Here is a 15,722-nt window from a genome sequence, read left to right on the forward strand (position 1 = left end):
CGACTACATCGAACGCTTCTACAACCCGAAACGCCGGCACTCGACGATCGGCTACGTCAGTCCGGCGGAGTTCGAACGGATGGCCGAACTAGCTTAAGATGGTGTCCACGGAACCGGCAGCAGGCCAGTGCAGGCCGATATCTTCGCGCAGGAATTTCTCCTGCCGGCCGATGCGCTCCGCGAGAAGCTTGTTATCCAGCGTCAGCGCCCTTCGAGAGTCGCCGCGGAAGCCGGCTTGCCCGTCGAGTTCGTTCGCATGCAGGCAATACGTGCCCTGTTGCTCCCGCCACTGGTCGCTCCAGTCACGCTCGAAGCCTCCGGGCCCGGCCATCCCTTGGATCTCGAGCAGCGCGAGGCGGTCGAGTGGGACGAGCGCCCGCTCATCCTCGATGCAGGTCCCGGAACCGGCAAGACAAGGACGCTGATCGCCCGCATAAGGCACCTGATTGACAAGGACATCCCGCCGTCGAGCATCCTGGCGCTGACCTACTCGAACAAGGCCGCGGCCGAGATGATCGAGCGGATCGAGACGGTCAGCCCGGCCTCCGCTCCTCTGATCTGGGTCGGCACGTTTCACGCGTTCGGCCTGGAATTACTTCGCCTTCATCACCAGGCTGCGGGCCTGCCCCCAGACTTCAAGGTGCTAGATGAGGCGATGGCCCTGGCCGTTCTGGAAGGGCTCCTTGCGGATCTCTCCCTCGTCCATTTTCAGAACCTCTGGGACCCGACCCTGGAATTGAAGCCGATCCTGAAGGCGATATCCCGCGCCAAGGACGAGATGGTCTCCTACCAGGAGTACGAAACGGCCGCCGCCGAAGCGCTCAGGAACGCGGTGAGCGACGAGGAGATCGAGAGGGCCCAAAAGGCTGTCGAGGTGGGCAGGGTTTACCGGATCTATCAGCAGGCCCTGCTTGACCTGCATTGCCTGGACTTCGGCGACCTCGTCTACCGATCGACGGAACTGCTATCCCAAAACCCTACCATCCGGGACGAGGTAAGGGCCAAGCACCGCCACGTTCTTGTCGACGAATATCAAGACGTCAACTTCGCTAGCACGTCGCTACTCGAACAGATCACCGATCAGGGCAAGAGGCTTTGGGTCGTGGCTGATCCGCGCCAGTCGATCTATCGGTTCCGTGGCGCCGCCCCGGCCAACACGGTCGACTTCACGAATCGATATCCGGGGGCCCAACGCCGGCAACTGAAGACGAACTACCGATCCTGCGAGACGGTGGTGCGCGCCTTCGAACGCTTTGGCGCAGGCATAGCGGCGGCGCCACGTCCGGCGGCGAGCTGGAAGGCTCACCGCGGCAAGGTCGGCTTCGTCGAGTTGGTGCAGGCCCCCGACCTGCAATCGGAAGCCGTCGCGATGCGGGAGCAGATCGAGCGCCTGCGCTCCCTGGGTATCGGATATGAGGACCAAGCCATCCTAGCGGGCACCCACCTTTGCCTCGCACGCTTCGGCCGGATCCTCCAGGAGCTTGGCGTTCCCATCCTATATCTAGGCGACCTGTTCGAGCGCCCTGAAATTCGCGATCTTCTAGCTCTGATCTCGTTGGGAGCGGAGCCGGGCGGCGTCGGCTTGGTGCGCGTCGCACAATTCCCGCAGTACGGCGCGACGCGAGAGGACGCGGTACGGGTCATAGATCACGCCCGTGAGACAAAAGGAGACGTCGTCGCGGCTTGCGCCATGGCCGCCACGATTGCCGGCATATCCGCCACCGGCGCCGCCGGGCTCAGCGTCCTGTCGCAGCATCTGAGCGGAACGGAATGGAAGACGAGTTCGTGGCACCTCCTGAGCCACTACCTACTCGAATCCAGTGATTACCTGCGTCCACTGCTGGATGCCGGCGACATTCGTTCCCAGCAGTCGCTCGTCGCGATCTACCAGCTCCTCAAGTTCTGCCGCGAGCATCTCGACGCGAACCGCGGCGTTGGGGGACGGCGTAGGTTACTGGACGATATCCGGAGGCTCGAACGACTCGACGACGATCGCCAGTTCCGGATCGTTCCACCGGAGGCGGCCGGCATAGCCGCCGTCCGCATGATGACAATCCACGGCTCGAAGGGACTGGAGTTCCCCGCGGTTCACCTGCCCCAGGTCGCGACGCGGTACGTGCCAGGCAGTCGGCGGGCGGTGACATGCCCGGCGCCGAAAGGGCTGGAGCGACTGGAGCTCTCCCCCGCCGAGCATGAGGCCGAAACGGAATGCTTGTTCTTCGTCGCTCTTTCGCGAGCCCGGGACGCGATGACCATCAGCCATGCGAGGCGATACACCGCCAAGGCAACATGCAATCCTTCGAAGTTCCTCAAGGATCTCGGGGGCGTCCTGCCGGGTGCCCGCACTGCGAGCCTGTCGCCAGGCACGTCCCCGAAGGCAGTTAGAATCCCGATCGCTCCGCAGGCAGAGTTCGAGGAGAGGCACCTTGAAGTCTATTCCAAATGCCCTGCGCGGTATCGATACGAAGTCATCGACGGCCTGAGAGGGCCTGGCGACGACAGCGCCTATCTCAAGTTCCACGACTGCGTGCGGAAGACGATCCGTTGGATTTTCGACGAGATCGGAGAAGGCCGGACCGTGACAGCGACGCTAGCCGTGGCGCAACTCAATGCGATATGGGCCGAACAGGGTCCCGACCATGCGTTCGTGCCGCTCTATCTCGCGGAGGCGACGAAGATGGTCGAGGGTGCGGCGAACATGCGGATGTTGGGGATCGATGCCGACCGCGCCTGGTTCGCGGACGTAGCCGGCAAGCGGATCACCTTGCGACCGGATCGCGTCGTCCTGTCGCCCACCGGAGGTGTTCTCGTGCAGAGGCTGAGGACGGGCCGCAAGACCAAGAGCGAGTTGACTAAGCCAATCTGGGAATTGTTGCAGTTGGCCGGTCGCCAGATGTTTCCAGGCCAGCAGGTCGAACTGGAGGCGTATTACCCGGCCCGGTCGGACCGATCGCCGATCCCGACCGCCGCTGGCAAGGGGCTGGAAGGCTACGCCGAAAGCATTGCCGGCATCGAGCGGGGCGAGTTCGCGCCCGTGGCCAACAAGGACTGTCCGACTTGCCAATTCTACTTCGTCTGCACGTCTGAAGATTTTTCCTGACACGACTACCGAATCCGCCGGGTCAGGTTCGCTGAATGGGTAGAAGGGGCGGCAGGTGCCGCCTCGCCATTCGAATAGCGAGCCTTTTTCATGACCCAGCCTGCCCATGCCAACCTCCCGCGCTTTCAGATCCTGATCGGCGACGTGGAGCTCAACTTCCGTCAGATCGAGATCCCCGATCCGATCGTCACTGGCCGCCAGATCCTCGAAGCCGCCGGCGCCCGCCCCGTCGACGAGCATCTGGCCATCGCCGTCCTGCAGGATGGTGCGCTGGAGACCTTGCGCGAGGAGGAGCTCTTCGACCTGCGCGCGAAGGGGGCCGAGAAGGTCCTGGTCTTCAGGACCGACCGCTCCTACCGCTTCAAGGTCGACGACCGCGAGCGGGAATACGGGACCAACGTGGTCAGCGGTCGCACGCTCAAGATCCTGGCCGGCGTCGATCCGGCAACGCACGATGTCTATCAGGAGATCCGCGGTGGCGAGGACCTGCTGATCCGCAACGCCGATCTCGTCGATCTGGCGAAGCCCGGTGTGGAGAAGTTCTTCACGGCGATCGCGCAGACGACCGAGGGCCTTTCCATCTTCCTGCCGCCTCGCGACGTCGAGTATCTCGCGGGGCGTGGCATCTCCTACGAGGATGGAAGCCAGCCCGGTCAGGCGGGTTTGGTGCTGAAGGGCATCCCGGTCCCGGATGGCAAGTTCGACGCCGCTTCCGTCGACATCCTGATCCTCCTGCCGCCGGGGTATCCGGACTGCCCGCCCGACATGTTCTACTGCATGCCGTGGCTCAAGCTCCGGTCCGCGGGCCGATACCCGCGCGCCGCCGATCAGCCGCACCCCTTCCGCGGCGAGTCGTGGCAGCGCTGGTCGCGCCACAACAACGCCTGGCGTCCCGGCGTCGATGGTATCCACACGATGGTGAAGCGCATCGAGCTCGCCCTCGCCGAGGCGGCCTGACATGCTCGATATGATCCTTCTCGAAGGGCACGAAGCGGAGTTGCGTGCCCTTCTGGCCACCGCGGATGGCGCCGAGGCATCGGCCTACGTTCTCCTAGGTAGGGCTGACATCGCTGCCGATCCGTGGACCGGCAAGGCGCGTCGGCGCCTTGTCTCCCACAAGGTCGTCCCCGTGCCGGCCGAAGACAGGATCTCGGCTTCCAGCGTTCACGTGACGTGGTCAACGAGGTCGTTCGTCAGGTTGCTGAAGCAGGCCGAGGCGAGCGGTCTCACGCTCGGCATCGTCCATACGCATCCCGGCAGCCATGCCTTCTTCTCCGACCAGGACGATCGCAACGAAACCGAGCTGCTGCGGATCGTCACGAACCGGTCCGGCGCCGGCCATCGCTTCGCCAGCATCGTGCTCGGCGGCGATGGAAGCGTCTGCGCTCGCCTGTGGACGAGTCCGTCAGAGGCCGCGCCTTGCGAGCGCATCATGGTCTCGGGCCGGCGCCTGGTCTTTCACGGCATCCCGGCCCACGCGGACGACGAGATGCTCGACCGGCAAGCGAGGCTATTCGGCCCGTCGTTCAATCCCATCGTACGCGGGCTGCGGATCGGGGTGGTCGGTTGCGGCGGCACAGGCAGTCCCACGGCCATGCTGCTGGCCCGCCTTGGCGTTGGGCGCTTGCTGCTGATCGACGACGACATAATCGAGCTGACCAATCTCAATCGCGTCCACGGTTCCCGTCGAAGCGATGCCAATGCCGGTCTTGCGAAGGTCGACGTTCTCGCGCGGGAGATCCGCGCGGCCGATCTCGGGGTCGAGGTCGCTACCTTCAAGGGATGGGTTGGCGATGCGCGAGCCCGCGATGCCCTACGCTCCTGTGACGTCGTGTTCGGATGCACCGATGATCATGACGGCCGCCTCTTCCTGAACAGGCTCGCGTACTTCTACGGCATCGCCGTCATCGACATGGGTGTCCGCATCATGCCGGCCAGCAAGGACCGCCCCTATGAGATGGCTGGCCGAGTGACGCTGATGATGCCTGGCGCGCCCTGTCTCTTGTGCCGTGGCTTGGTGAATCCGGTAAGGGCCCGCGACGAGGCGCTCAAGCGTACCGATCCGGCCGAGTACGGCCGTCGCAAGGCTGAGGCCTACGTCACGGGTGGGGGCGACCCTGCGCCTGTCGTGGTCACCTTCACGACCGAGGCCGCCTGCATGGCCGTGAACGAGCTCCTTCAGGGCCTGACGGCGTTTCGAGGGGATGGCGGCATGAAGACGGAACGGCGGCGGCGCTTCGATGCGGTTGAGGACCGTTCGAGCACCTGTGTCCCCCGGCCCGAGTGCGACCTGTGCGCGAACGACACGATCTGGGGGCGGGCCGACGTAACGCCTTTCCTGCATCGGATCGGGTAGCCGTCATGAAGCGCCTTGTCGCGAAAACCTTCCGCTGGCTCCGGCTGATCGAATTCGACCTGTTGTCGCGTGAGTCCGAGACCTATCCCAGCGAGGAGCAGGTGGTTCCTGGCGAGCTCGTCTTCGTGGTCGACGCAGGAATCGAGAAATGGGCGTGCTTCAAATGCCCGGGAGGGTGTGGGACCACTATCCCTCTCTCCCTCAATCCTAAGCGCCGACCGAGGTGGGCCGTCGCTCTGGACTGGTTCCTGCGCCCGACCGTGAAGCCATCGGTCCATCAGAAGAACGATTGCGGCTGTCACTTCTGGATCACGAAGGGCAGGATCGACTGGTGCAAGGACGGTAGGCCAAGCACAGGTGATCGAGCATGACCCTCGAAGTGCGTTCTTCTAGTTGCGGGCGTCATCGGCAAGCTCGACAAAGGCGCTGACAGTGCGGAACACCTGCTTTTGGGCAATGACTCAATGTCCAATCATGGCGCACGGTCGACGGCTTACCGGAGTGCGAGCGCAACGGCAGTCTTGGGTCGGGCGCCGAAGTCGAACGCAGTCGCGCTATGTTGCCGTTTCGTTCGGTTAACCTGGGTACAATGTTTTTCAGAGCGGAAGGGGTTCAGACGTGTCTTTAGCATTTTACGACTGCAACGGCCGTCCCTACGCATACACTGACGACGGCGAACACATCTTCACCTTCGGCGGGCGCCCCATCGGCTATCTGTCCGATGGTGCCGTGTACCGGTTCAATGGCAGGCATGTCGGATACTTCGATTCGGGCGTTGTCCGCGACAGCCAGGGCAGCACGCTGCTGTTCACGGAAGGCGCAACAGGCGGGCCCATGAAGCCGATGCGCAGCATGCTCCCCATGAAGAGCATGAAGCAGATGAAGCCCATGAAAAGCATGAAGCAGATGCGCCCCATGCGACCAATGTCTACGACATCCTGGTCGAGCTATGATCCGGCTTCGATCTTTGAGGCTTAGGCGGCTGCGCCTAAGGTCGCGGTGGTCGGCTAATCGCCGGCACTGCCCTGCTGCCTTCAAAGCTCCAGCTTGAATGTTTCGTTCATGCCAGATCTCGGTCTTGTAGCGACCAGCGCTTCGGATCGCTGAAATCTGAAATGCCCCGGACGGGTCGCCGCCGGACCTCCGCATGCCTCAGCCGGAATGTCCTTCCGGAGATGTGACTCAATGTCGGCGTTCGGCGCGCTGCTCAACTTCCGCTCCTGGCGCGTTTCGGCCGAAAGAACATTGACGACAGACGTCGACGAGCCGAGTTTGCTCCAGTCAGTGTGTCGGATATCGAGGTTTAAGTCAGAGCGTCGGCGCCTAGCGCAGCTCTTTGCGACGTACCTTTGGCGCGCCGGCAATCTCGTGAATTTAGAGGCGCGCGTTGCGCCTTCGGCGGTCTCTTCGTCTTCCCAGAGTTGTTAACAAGCATGGAATAAGGACCCCGCTACGGGGGTGATCGGCGCCCAAACGGGACCCCGGTAGCTGGGGCTCACTTAGGCTTCCCGCGGACGGATTGGGGAGCCTGTTTCGGGATGCTGGTGGTGGAGACGGTAGCGAAGGTTCGCCGCGCGTATTTCGTGCAGGGCAAGCCGATCAAGGCAATTTGCCGGGAGTTGAAGCTTTCACGGAAGGTGGTGAGGAAAGTCATCCGATCTGAGGCGACGGCCTTTGCCTATGAGCGGAAGACCCAACCTTTCCCGAAGATTGATCCGTGGCGTGCAGAACTGGACGGGCTGCTGTTGGCGAACGAGGCGAAGCCGGCACGGGAGCGCCTGACGCTGGTCAGGATCTTCGAGACCTTGCGCGGCGCCGGATACGATGGCGGTTACGACGCGGTACGGCGTTATGCCCGGCGCTTTGCAAAGGAGCGCAGCACCGGCATTGCGCAAGCCTATGTGCCGCTGAGCTTCGCGCCGGGCGAGGCTTATCAGTTCGACTGGAGCCACGAGGTCGTGCTGATCGGCGGCACGACGGTCACGGTAAAGGTCGCCCATGTCCGGCTCTGCCACAGCCGGATGCTGTTCGTACGGGCCTATCCGCGCGAGAGCCAGGAGATGGTGTTCGACGCCCACGACCGGGCCTTTGCCTTCTTCAAGGGCGCCTGCACGCGGGGCATCTACGACAATATGAAGACGGCGGTCGACACGATCTTTGTCGGCAAGGAGCGGGCTTATAACCGGCGCTTCCAGCAGATGTGCGGCCACTATCTGGTCGATCCCGTGGCCTGCACACCGGCGTCGGGTTGGGAGAAGGGGCAGGTCGAGAACCAGGTCGGCCTAGCCCGGGAACGCTTCTTCTCGCCCCGCGTCCGGGTGAAGTGCTACGACGAATTGAACGGCTGGCTGCTCGACCAGTGTATTGCCTATGCCCGCGCCCATCGCCATCCGGAGCTGCGTGAGCGAACGGTCTGGTCGGTGTTCGAGGAGGAGCGGCCGAGCCTGGTGCCCTATGCCGGCCCATTCGACGGCTTCCACGCCGTGCCGGCCTCGGTCTCCAAGACCTGCCTGGTCCGCTTCGACAACAACAAATACTCGGTCGCCGCCCATGCTGTCGGGCGGCCGGTCGAGGTCCGGGCCTACGCCGAGCGGATCGAGATCCGCCAGGAAGGGCGCATCGTCGGCCAGCATGGACGCTGCTTCGGCCGGGACCAGACGATCTATGATCCGTGGCATTACGTGCCGGTCCTGGCCCGCAAGCCCGGGGCGCTGCGGAACGGCGCGCCCTTCAAGGATTGGGTCCTGCCGGCGGCACTGGAGCGGGTCCGGCGCAAATTGCGCGCCGTTGGCGACGGCGATCGCCAGATGGTGGAGATCCTGACCGCCGTGCTCGACGACGGGTTGCCGGCGGTCGAGGCCGCCTGTGCCGAGGCCCTGGCCGAGGGGGTCCATTCCGCCGCCGTCATCCTCAACATCCTGGCGCGCCGGAAAGAGGCGGCGCCGGTCCCCACCATCATGACGCCGGCGGCCCTGCAGCTTCGTCACCAGCCCCTGGCCGATTGCGCCCGCTACGACAGTCTGAGGAGCCCCCTGTGATGGACCGTTCCGCCATCATGGCCGCCATGGTCGAGTTGAAGCTCTACGGCATGAAGAGCGCCTATGACGAGATCATCGCAACTGCGGTCAAGCGCCAGCACGAGCCCCAGCGCATCGTCGGCGACCTGCTGACCGCCGAGATCAGCGAGAAGCAGGCGCGTTCGATCAAATACCAGATCACCATCGCCAAACTGCCGCTGGCCAAGGATATCGACGACTTCGACTTCGACGCCGCCGCGGTCAACGAGACCCTGGCACGGGACCTCGCCGGCGGCGAATTCCTCGCCCACCAGCGCAACGTCGTGCTGATCGGCGGCACGGGCACCGGCAAGACCCATCTCGCGATCGCCATGGCCAAGGCCTGCATCCGCGCTGGCGCGCGCGGCCGCTTCTTCAATGTCGTCGATCTCGTCAACCGCCTCGAGGCGGAAGCCAGAACCGGCCGCCAGGGCCAGATGGCCGACATGCTCGCGCGCAAGGACTTCATCATTCTCGACGAGCTGGGCTATCTGCCCTTCGCCCAGACCGGCGGCCAGTTGCTGTTCCACCTGATCAGCCGGCTCTACGAGCAGACCTCGGTCATCGTCACCACCAATCTCGCCTTCGGCGAATGGCCCTCGGTCTTCGGCGACGCCAAGATGACCACCGCCTTGCTCGACCGTCTCACCCATCACTGCGAGATCGTCGAGACCGGCAACGAGAGCTGGCGCTTCAAGAACCGCGCCTGACAACCCGAAAATCCCCCGCCCCGGACCCCACCCCCGCGGGTTACCCCGGTGGGTTCACAGGCACCTCCCACGCGCGGCGCTCCGTCGCTCGTGAGGGCACTGCGCGCCGCGCGCGGGTCCCTCCTGTGCACTACCGGGATAACCCGCCGCTGGGGTCCCTATTGGACGCCGATACGGGGTCCCATTACCGAGCCGATTGACACCAGAGCTGCTTCTGCGTTCAAGGTTTGGGATGCCTCGCGATCTCGCAGATGTGCCTCGACCTGTTGGTGATACCACTTGCGAGCCGCCCTTCGCGCGAGCAAGCGCACCAGCTCGACCAGAGCCTTGTTAACAGCTGGATTGTCGCGATTGAGCGTCAGTTCGGTGCTCGGAGCATCCGTGCGCTGCTTCATAGGGACCATCGCGCTTAGCAAGGTCACCACTATCCCGTTAGGATGGGACATGGTGGGTCGAGGAAGCGCCAGTGAATTTGAGAGATATGACACGGACATCTCAGAAATCCGCAGATGTGGCATCGGGCGAAATAACGCGGGAGCTTCGAGCACCAGCTGCTGGTGCAGGAGAATTCACGGGAGAGGTGCGGGCCGAGACGGCTTCGGCAGGCGTTCTTGATGCTCTGCGTCGATCGCCGTTGGTCGGATCCGAGCTGAATATGGAGCGCGAGCAGGCGGTGGGCCGGCTGGTCGAGCTCTAAGCGGGCTATGTCGAGAGCAAACTGTGATCCCCAGCAATATTCCGGCCGCATGACCTGCTACGCAGCGCTGCGAAACAGGCCGCTACGAGCCGCCGGCGCCATCTGCTTTAATAGTTCGTAGCCGATTGGAAAATAACGCAATTTGAGATGGTTGCCTGCCCCCGCAACCATCAGTAACAGATCATGGGTCTGGGCAGCGGAACTGAAGGCTAAATGAGTCTCCGACCAAAAATGAGAACGATAATCGTCCTTTGCCGCGATCCGATTGTCGTGGTGCGGGCGGTCGGACTCGAACCGACATATCCGTAAGGACGGCGGATTTTGAATCCGCTGCGTCTACCAATTCCGCCACGCCCGCACATTACCGCCGATTCTAGCCGCCGCGCTCTGCACCTATTCTGCACCTAGCGCTTTTTGAGGCTCCCTCGACCGCTTTTCTCCTACCCCGCCAACGCCTTGAACTACAACAGCTTTTCAACTCACCGTGATATTCTGTCGCACGGTAGACAAACCACTTTTTGAGTCTGCCGCGTCTACCATTCCGCCACTGGGGCACAGGACGGACCTTCGGGCTGGTAGTCTCCCGAAAGCGAGGCGCGATCATAGCGAGCCGGCGCGCCCGGTCAATCGTCTTGGCGGGCCCCGGCGGGCCTGATATTCAGGAAGGCGGACGATCTGATGGACGGTGCGGAACCTGTGATCGGATGGATGGAAAGGGCCGGGGCCTGGTGCGGTTCGGTGGCGGCGGGGCTCGGCTTCGTGCTGGCGCTGGGGGCGGCGCCGCTGCGGGCGGAGCCGGCGCTCTGGGTTCTGCATGACGCTGATTCGACCGTCTATCTGTTCGGCACGGTCCATGTCCTTCGCCCCGATACCGACTGGCTGACGCCCCGCGTTTACGACGCTTTCGAGGGTGCGGACAGGCTGTGGCTGGAAACCGACACGGCGCCCGGCTTTGGCATCGCGTTGCCCCTCCTGCGCTATGGCATCGACTGGAAGACAGCGCTGGCGAGCCGTCTCGGCCCCGAGGACACGGCGCGGCTTTCGGCGATCGTCACCGCCGCCGGCATGGCGCCTTCCACCTTTCGCCATATGCGGCCCTGGCTTGTGGCCCTGACCCTGGCCAGCCTGCCCATGACCGGGCAGGGTTTCGATGCCGCCGCCGGCGCCGATGCGATGTTCGAGCAATTGGCCGGGGGGCTGAAAAAGCCGATCCGCCGTCTGGAGACGATCACGCAGCAATTGCGCATCTTCGCCGACCTGCCGCCTGATGAAGAAATGGCCATGCTGCGCGAGGCGATCGACGTTTTGTGGGCGGCGCGAGAAGGCAAGCACGACAAGGGCGCCGATATCGGCGATCTGGTCGATGCCTGGATGGCGGGCGATGTCGATCGCCTGGGCGCCATCGTCAGGGATGACGGCATGGCCGCCTCCGCCCCGCTTTACGAGGCGCTGTTCGTCCGGCGCAACAGGGAGTGGGTGAAGGAGATCAAGGCCATCATGGATGGCGCGGGCACGGATTTCATCGCCGTCGGCGCCGGCCATCTGGCGGGGGATGACAGTGTCATCGCGGGGCTCGCCGCCCTCGGTATCGTCGCGGAAAGGCTTTAGCCCGCGCCGGGCGCCTGCTATGACCGGCGGGGTTGGGCGCTTTCGCGTTGCTGGAGCATGGTCTTGAACGGATTTTCTGCCCCCGGTTTGGCCGGGGCTCGGTTTGGCGGCCTCATCGTGCTGGCGGGCTCGGCCGCGCTTCTGGGCGGCGCGCTGGCATTCCAGTATGTCGGCGGCCTCGCCCCTTGCGAATTGTGCATCTGGCAGCGCTGGGCCCATGGCGCCGCGCTGGCGGGGGCCCTGATCGCGCTGGTCGCGCCCGGGCGGCTGGCCGGTCTCGGGCTTGCCTTCGCCGTGGCCGGCTTGCTGGCCGGGGTCGGCATCGCGGTCTTCCACGCCGGGGTGGAACAGCAATGGTGGCAGGGCCTGGCCAGCTGCGGTGGCGGCGGCACCTCGGCGGGCTCGGCCGAGGACCTGCTGCAGGCGATCGAGGCGGCGCCCATCGTTCGCTGCGACGATATCGCCTGGACCTTCCTCGGCCTGTCGATGGCGGTCTGGAATGCCCTGATCTCGGCCGGGATCGCCGCGCTCGCCGTGGTGGCGGCGCGGCGGCGCTGACGGGGTTCAGGCTTCTTCTGTTTCGGGGGCCTCGGGCAGCATGAAATGGCCATGGGCGGTGGCGATCGGCCGGGTCGGATCGTCCTGCCAGGCTTCCACGCGGACATTGGCGACGCGCCTGCCGTGCTTGGCGACGACGGCGCGGGCGAACGTATCGCGCGGCCGGCCCGAGCGCAGGTAATCGATGGTGATGTCGATCGTCTTGGGCAGGCCGGGGCCGCTCATGTCGGCCAGCAACTGGGCGATCGCGGTCATTTCGAGAAAGGCGCCGATGGTGCCGCCATGCAGCGCGGGCAGGCGCGGATTGCCGATCAGGTGATCGGCATAGGGCATCCGGGCGATGATCTTGCCGTCGTCGCCCGTGGTCGCGCCGACGCCGAGCAGGCGGGCGAAGGGGATCGCCCGCATCAGCCGGTCCAGGGTTTCGTTGTTCAGGGGATCGAGCAGGGGCAGGGATGCGGTGTCAGGCATTCTGCTCGACCTCCCGGGCGATGGTGCGGTTGATCGGGGCCTTGTTGGCGCCCAGCATGAAGGTCGCGACCGCGTGGGCGACCGCCTTGTCCTTGTCGCCGTGATGGGCGAGGGCACGGACGAAGGCGATGCTGCGGGTCGAGCGATAGACTTCGGCGTCGACGATCACCGTCTCCCCCGGGGTCGCCGGGCGCAGGTAATCGATGCGCAGGTCGAGGGTGGCGATGCTGGTCATCTTGCTCAGCGAACAGATCACCGCCGTGCCGCAGGCATTGTCGATCAGGGCCGTGATCATGCCGCCGTGAAGCACGCCGCTGCGCGGATCGCCCACCAGATCCTCCCGCCAGGGCAGGGTGAGGGTGGCCCGCGCCGGTCCGACGTCGGACACGCTCATGCCGGTCGCGACGGCGAAGGGGATCGCCGCCAGCAGCATCTGCCGGTTGTCGCCGATCAACTCGCCGATCAGCTTGGGCTTCTCGCCGTCGTCACTCATCACGCCTGTCCTGATTCTGGCCCGTCGGGGCCGCGGTCCTGTTGCCTTCCGCCGCATTCCGCGCGAACACGCGGTCGAGCAGGGCGGCCAGTTTCTCGATGTCGCGGTCCCGGATGTTGATGTCAGACTGCGGGAAGGGGATCTCGATTTCGCGCTCGCGGAAAATCCGCTCGACAGCGAACATCAGCTCGGTACGCACGACAAGGCTTTCCTCGACATTGGCGACGAAGCAGCGCAGTTCGAAATCGAGCGTGCTGGCGCCGAAATTCTGGAACAGCACCCGGGGCTTGGGGAAGGAAAGCACGGCCTTGTGGTTGGCCGCGACCTCGAACAGGACCTTTTCGACCTGGCCGGGATCGGTGCCATAGGCGACGCCGACCGGGATATCGACCCGGCCCATCTTGTTGTGCAGCGTGTAATTGACCAGGGACTGCGAGATCAGTTCGCCGTTGGGCACGATCACGGTCGCGCGCTTGAACGTCTCGATTTCGGTGGCGCGCACGTTGATGCGCTTCACGATGCCTTCATTGCCGCCGATGATCACCCAGTCGCCCACCTTCACCGGCCGCTCGACGAGGACGATGAGGCCGGAGATGAAATTGTTGACGATATTCTGCAGGCCGAAACCGATGCCGACCGACAGGGCGCCGGCGATGATCGCGATGTTCGAGAAGTCGATGCCGGCGACCGAGATCGCGATGACGATGCCGATGGTGGTGCCGACATAGCCCGCCGCCGACTTGATCGAATTCTGCACCCCGGTGTCGAGCCGGGTCTGCGGCAGCAGGCGGCGCTCCAGAAGGCGCTGGACCATCCGGGTCAGCCGCAGGGCGACCACGAAGATGACGATGCCGAGCAGGATGTCGGTGAAGGATATGGTGAAATTGCCGATGTGGACGCCCGAGATACCGGTCTCGAAGAAGGCGGCGATATCATCCCAGGGCACGCCCGCGCTCGGCAGGAACAGGGTGAACAGCACGCCGGCCAACACGACATTGAAGAAGCCCGTGATCCAGAAATGGGCCATGCCGCCCGCTTCGTCGGAAAAGCCGAGGGCGGTCCGGACCTTGCGCAGCGAGCCGTCAGGGGCGTTCAACATGGCGGCCGCGAGCTCGCCTACGATGGTCGACAGGGCAGAGAACATGCCGAACAGCAGGCCGGCCAGGATGATGTTGCGGGCGATATAATCCGACAAATTGTAATAGCCGGCGGCCGCCGTCAGCGGGATCGCCAGGACGAAGAGACGCAGCAGGCGCCGCGCCGTCGCGTATTTGCGGGGATCGACAGCCTCGCCGCCCGTCGCCTCGAGCGAGACCGCCGCCTCGCTGCGGCGCCAGGCGCGGTCGCCCAGCATGGGCCACAGGCCAAAGGCGAGGGTCGCGTTCATGAAGACATTGACGATGGTGCGGAAGGCATCGCCCGAGCCGTCGAGGCGAAAGCCGATCCAGATGAAACTGTTGAGGCCCAGAATGACCGCGAGGAACTTCAGCCGGGCATCCAGCGTGTCGGCGCTGTCCTCGGACAGGCGGGCGACACGCCATTGCGGCAGATGCGGCTGCAGGGCGACATGGGAAAAGCCGGCGATGACGAAATAGAGCGACAGGCCGACGGCGAGGCCCCGCGCCAGTTCCTCGATCCCGCCGAACAGCAGGCCGTGAGCCTCCAGCGAGCCGTAGATGGACGCGATGGCAAGCACCGGAATGGCGCAGGAGGCAAGCCCCGCGGCACATGCCGCCAGAACCCTGCGGCCATAGGGCGGCGCCGGGATATCCATGCGCGGTCCGCCCCTGCGCAGCAACCAGCGCCGGATCGGCCAGCCCATGACGGTGGCGAAGGCGATGACGAGCAACACGGTCGGCCAGGCGGCCGCCACCTTGTCGGGCGTGCCGTCGCTTTCCCACCACTGCCGGGGCGTGTCGGCGAGGGCGCTCAGGGCCTCGATCGTCTGCGGCAGGCCTTCCCGCCACAGGTCGATCGCGAAGGGCGAGGTCTCACGGCCGAGGATGCGGGCGGCGAGCTGCTGACGCGACGTCTCGACGACGATGCCCAGCATGGATTCCGCCCTGGTCGCGATCACTTGCGCGCGCTTGGCCCTGCCGTCGAGATCGGCGATATCGCTGTTCAGGCTCGCCCGCTGGCGGGCCACCTCCGGCGCTTCCTTGGTCGAATCGTCGGCCGGCGGCGGGCCGAGGGCGTCGAGCAGCTGGCGCTTGTCGGCGAGGGCGGCGTTGGCGAGGTCGGCAAGGGCCCGCGCCGCGCTCAAGGTCGCGTCGATCTCGCGGCGAAGCTCCGGCAGATCCTCTTCCGCGAGGGTGCCGGCGCCGATCTGCTTCTCGATGGCGTCGAGCTGGCTGGTCCAGGTGGCGATCTGGGTGGTGACCTGGCGCCCGTCGGTGGGGATCGGGGCGCCGGCGATGGGCTTGTCCGCGCTGTCCTGGGCCCGAAGCGGCGTCAGGGCGCCAAGGGCGGCCAGAAGGGCAAGGACGAGGAGGAGGGCGCGGGACGTCGGACGGGACATGGACGACTTTCGGCGGGACTTCGGCGCGACACTAGCGAGGCGATGGCGAGGCGACAAGCGATGGCTGATTTTGCGCGTTTCGCCGTCCATGCGAATGCGCTATCGGGAGGAGCCGCATGAGCATCGAGAACGACAAGGCGAAAAGGGAGAGGAAA

12 protein-coding genes, 1 tRNA gene and 1 pseudogene are annotated in these 15,722 nt (G+C 64.9%); 10 read left to right on the forward strand and 4 right to left on the reverse strand.

The features are described from left to right. The 8 genes and pseudogenes from WAZ62_RS16410 to istB all read left to right on the forward strand — a co-directional run. Positions 1–97: IS3 family transposase (locus WAZ62_RS16410; protein ID WP_422644409.1), on the forward strand; the 97-nt coding region annotated here is incomplete at its 5' end. Positions 98–127: 30 nt separating this feature from the next. After that, entirely contained in the window at positions 128–3,100 is a 2,973-nt protein-coding gene (locus WAZ62_RS16415; protein WP_422644613.1) for an ATP-dependent DNA helicase, read from the forward strand. A gap of 90 nt (positions 3,101–3,190) precedes the next feature. Beyond that, positions 3,191–4,057, forward strand: coding sequence for a multiubiquitin domain-containing protein (locus WAZ62_RS16420; RefSeq protein WP_422644614.1), 867 nt, complete (start codon positions 3,191–3,193; stop codon positions 4,055–4,057). A gap of 1 nt (position 4,058) precedes the next feature. Further along, on the forward strand, positions 4,059–5,456 hold the full coding sequence (locus tag WAZ62_RS16425) for a ThiF family adenylyltransferase (RefSeq protein ID WP_422644615.1): 1,398 nt from the start codon (positions 4,059–4,061) through the stop codon (positions 5,454–5,456). A 5-nt stretch (positions 5,457–5,461) separates the two neighbouring features. Then, positions 5,462–5,827 (forward strand): DUF6527 family protein, encoded by a 366-nt coding sequence (locus WAZ62_RS16430; protein WP_422644616.1) that lies wholly within the window; start codon positions 5,462–5,464, stop codon positions 5,825–5,827. Positions 5,828–6,074: 247 nt separating this feature from the next. Further along, a complete protein-coding gene (locus WAZ62_RS16435) occupies positions 6,075–6,434 on the forward strand; it encodes a 4-fold beta flower protein (RefSeq protein ID WP_422644617.1) in 360 nt (119 codons plus the stop codon). Between the two features lie 560 nt (positions 6,435–6,994). Continuing rightward, positions 6,995–8,561, forward strand: a pseudogene (gene istA, locus WAZ62_RS16440) (IS21 family transposase). After that, positions 8,494–9,222: an IS21-like element helper ATPase IstB gene (gene istB / locus WAZ62_RS16445; RefSeq protein ID WP_422644618.1), complete on the forward strand. Its 729-nt coding sequence runs from the start codon at positions 8,494–8,496 to the stop codon at positions 9,220–9,222. The pseudogene istA and the gene istB overlap by 68 nt, the downstream one beginning before the upstream one ends. Before the next feature lie 968 nt (positions 9,223–10,190). On the opposite strand, the gene WAZ62_RS16450 is transcribed toward istB, so the two are convergent. Next, positions 10,191–10,277: transfer RNA gene (locus WAZ62_RS16450), tRNA-Leu, on the reverse strand. A gap of 320 nt (positions 10,278–10,597) precedes the next feature. On the opposite strand from WAZ62_RS16450, the gene WAZ62_RS16455 reads away from it, so the two are divergent. Further along, complete coding sequence (locus tag WAZ62_RS16455; protein WP_422644619.1) at positions 10,598–11,527, forward strand: TraB/GumN family protein; 930 nt, start codon at positions 10,598–10,600, stop codon at positions 11,525–11,527. A gap of 63 nt (positions 11,528–11,590) precedes the next feature. Continuing rightward, positions 11,591–12,085 (forward strand): disulfide bond formation protein B, encoded by a 495-nt coding sequence (locus WAZ62_RS16460; protein WP_422644620.1) that lies wholly within the window; start codon positions 11,591–11,593, stop codon positions 12,083–12,085. Positions 12,086–12,091: 6 nt separating this feature from the next. Here the strand turns inward: WAZ62_RS16460 and WAZ62_RS16465 are convergent, their stop codons facing one another. Genes WAZ62_RS16465 through WAZ62_RS16475 form a run of 3 tightly spaced genes read right to left on the reverse strand, consistent with a single transcriptional unit; the run spans position 12,092 to position 15,567 of the window. Beyond that, positions 12,092–12,556 carry a PaaI family thioesterase gene (locus tag WAZ62_RS16465; RefSeq protein ID WP_422644621.1) on the reverse strand — a complete coding sequence of 155 codons (465 nt, stop codon included), beginning with the start codon at positions 12,554–12,556 and terminating at the stop codon, positions 12,092–12,094. Next, positions 12,549–13,049 (reverse strand): PaaI family thioesterase, encoded by a 501-nt coding sequence (locus WAZ62_RS16470; RefSeq protein WP_422644622.1) that lies wholly within the window; start codon positions 13,047–13,049, stop codon positions 12,549–12,551. The genes WAZ62_RS16465 and WAZ62_RS16470 overlap by 8 nt, the downstream gene beginning before the upstream one ends. Next, positions 13,042–15,567 carry a mechanosensitive ion channel family protein gene (locus WAZ62_RS16475; protein WP_422644623.1) on the reverse strand — a complete coding sequence of 842 codons (2,526 nt, stop codon included), beginning with the start codon at positions 15,565–15,567 and terminating at the stop codon, positions 13,042–13,044. The genes WAZ62_RS16470 and WAZ62_RS16475 overlap by 8 nt, the downstream gene beginning before the upstream one ends. Positions 15,568–15,722: the final 155 nt, after the last annotated feature.

The sequence above is a fragment of the Zavarzinia sp. genome (assembly GCF_049306435.1).
In the GTDB taxonomy this organism is placed as follows: Bacteria; Pseudomonadota; Alphaproteobacteria; order Zavarziniales; family Zavarziniaceae; genus Zavarzinia.

Bases quoted from the DNA above. Each gene is read 5' to 3' on its own strand.
- WAZ62_RS16425 (WP_422644615.1), top strand. From the start codon at position 4,059: ATGCTCGATATGATCCTTCTCGAAGGGCACGAAGCGGAGTTGCGTGCC.
- WAZ62_RS16470 (WP_422644622.1), bottom strand. From the start codon at position 13,049: ATGAGTGACGACGGCGAGAAGCCCAAGCTGATCGGCGAGTTGATCGGC.
- WAZ62_RS16430 (WP_422644616.1), top strand. From the start codon at position 5,462: ATGAAGCGCCTTGTCGCGAAAACCTTCCGCTGGCTCCGGCTGATCGAA.
- WAZ62_RS16420 (WP_422644614.1), top strand. From the start codon at position 3,191: ATGACCCAGCCTGCCCATGCCAACCTCCCGCGCTTTCAGATCCTGATC.
- WAZ62_RS16475 (WP_422644623.1), bottom strand. From the start codon at position 15,567: ATGTCCCGTCCGACGTCCCGCGCCCTCCTCCTCGTCCTTGCCCTTCTG.
- WAZ62_RS16465 (WP_422644621.1), bottom strand. From the start codon at position 12,556: ATGCCTGACACCGCATCCCTGCCCCTGCTCGATCCCCTGAACAACGAA.
- istB (WP_422644618.1), top strand. From the start codon at position 8,494: ATGGACCGTTCCGCCATCATGGCCGCCATGGTCGAGTTGAAGCTCTAC.
- WAZ62_RS16455 (WP_422644619.1), top strand. From the start codon at position 10,598: ATGGACGGTGCGGAACCTGTGATCGGATGGATGGAAAGGGCCGGGGCC.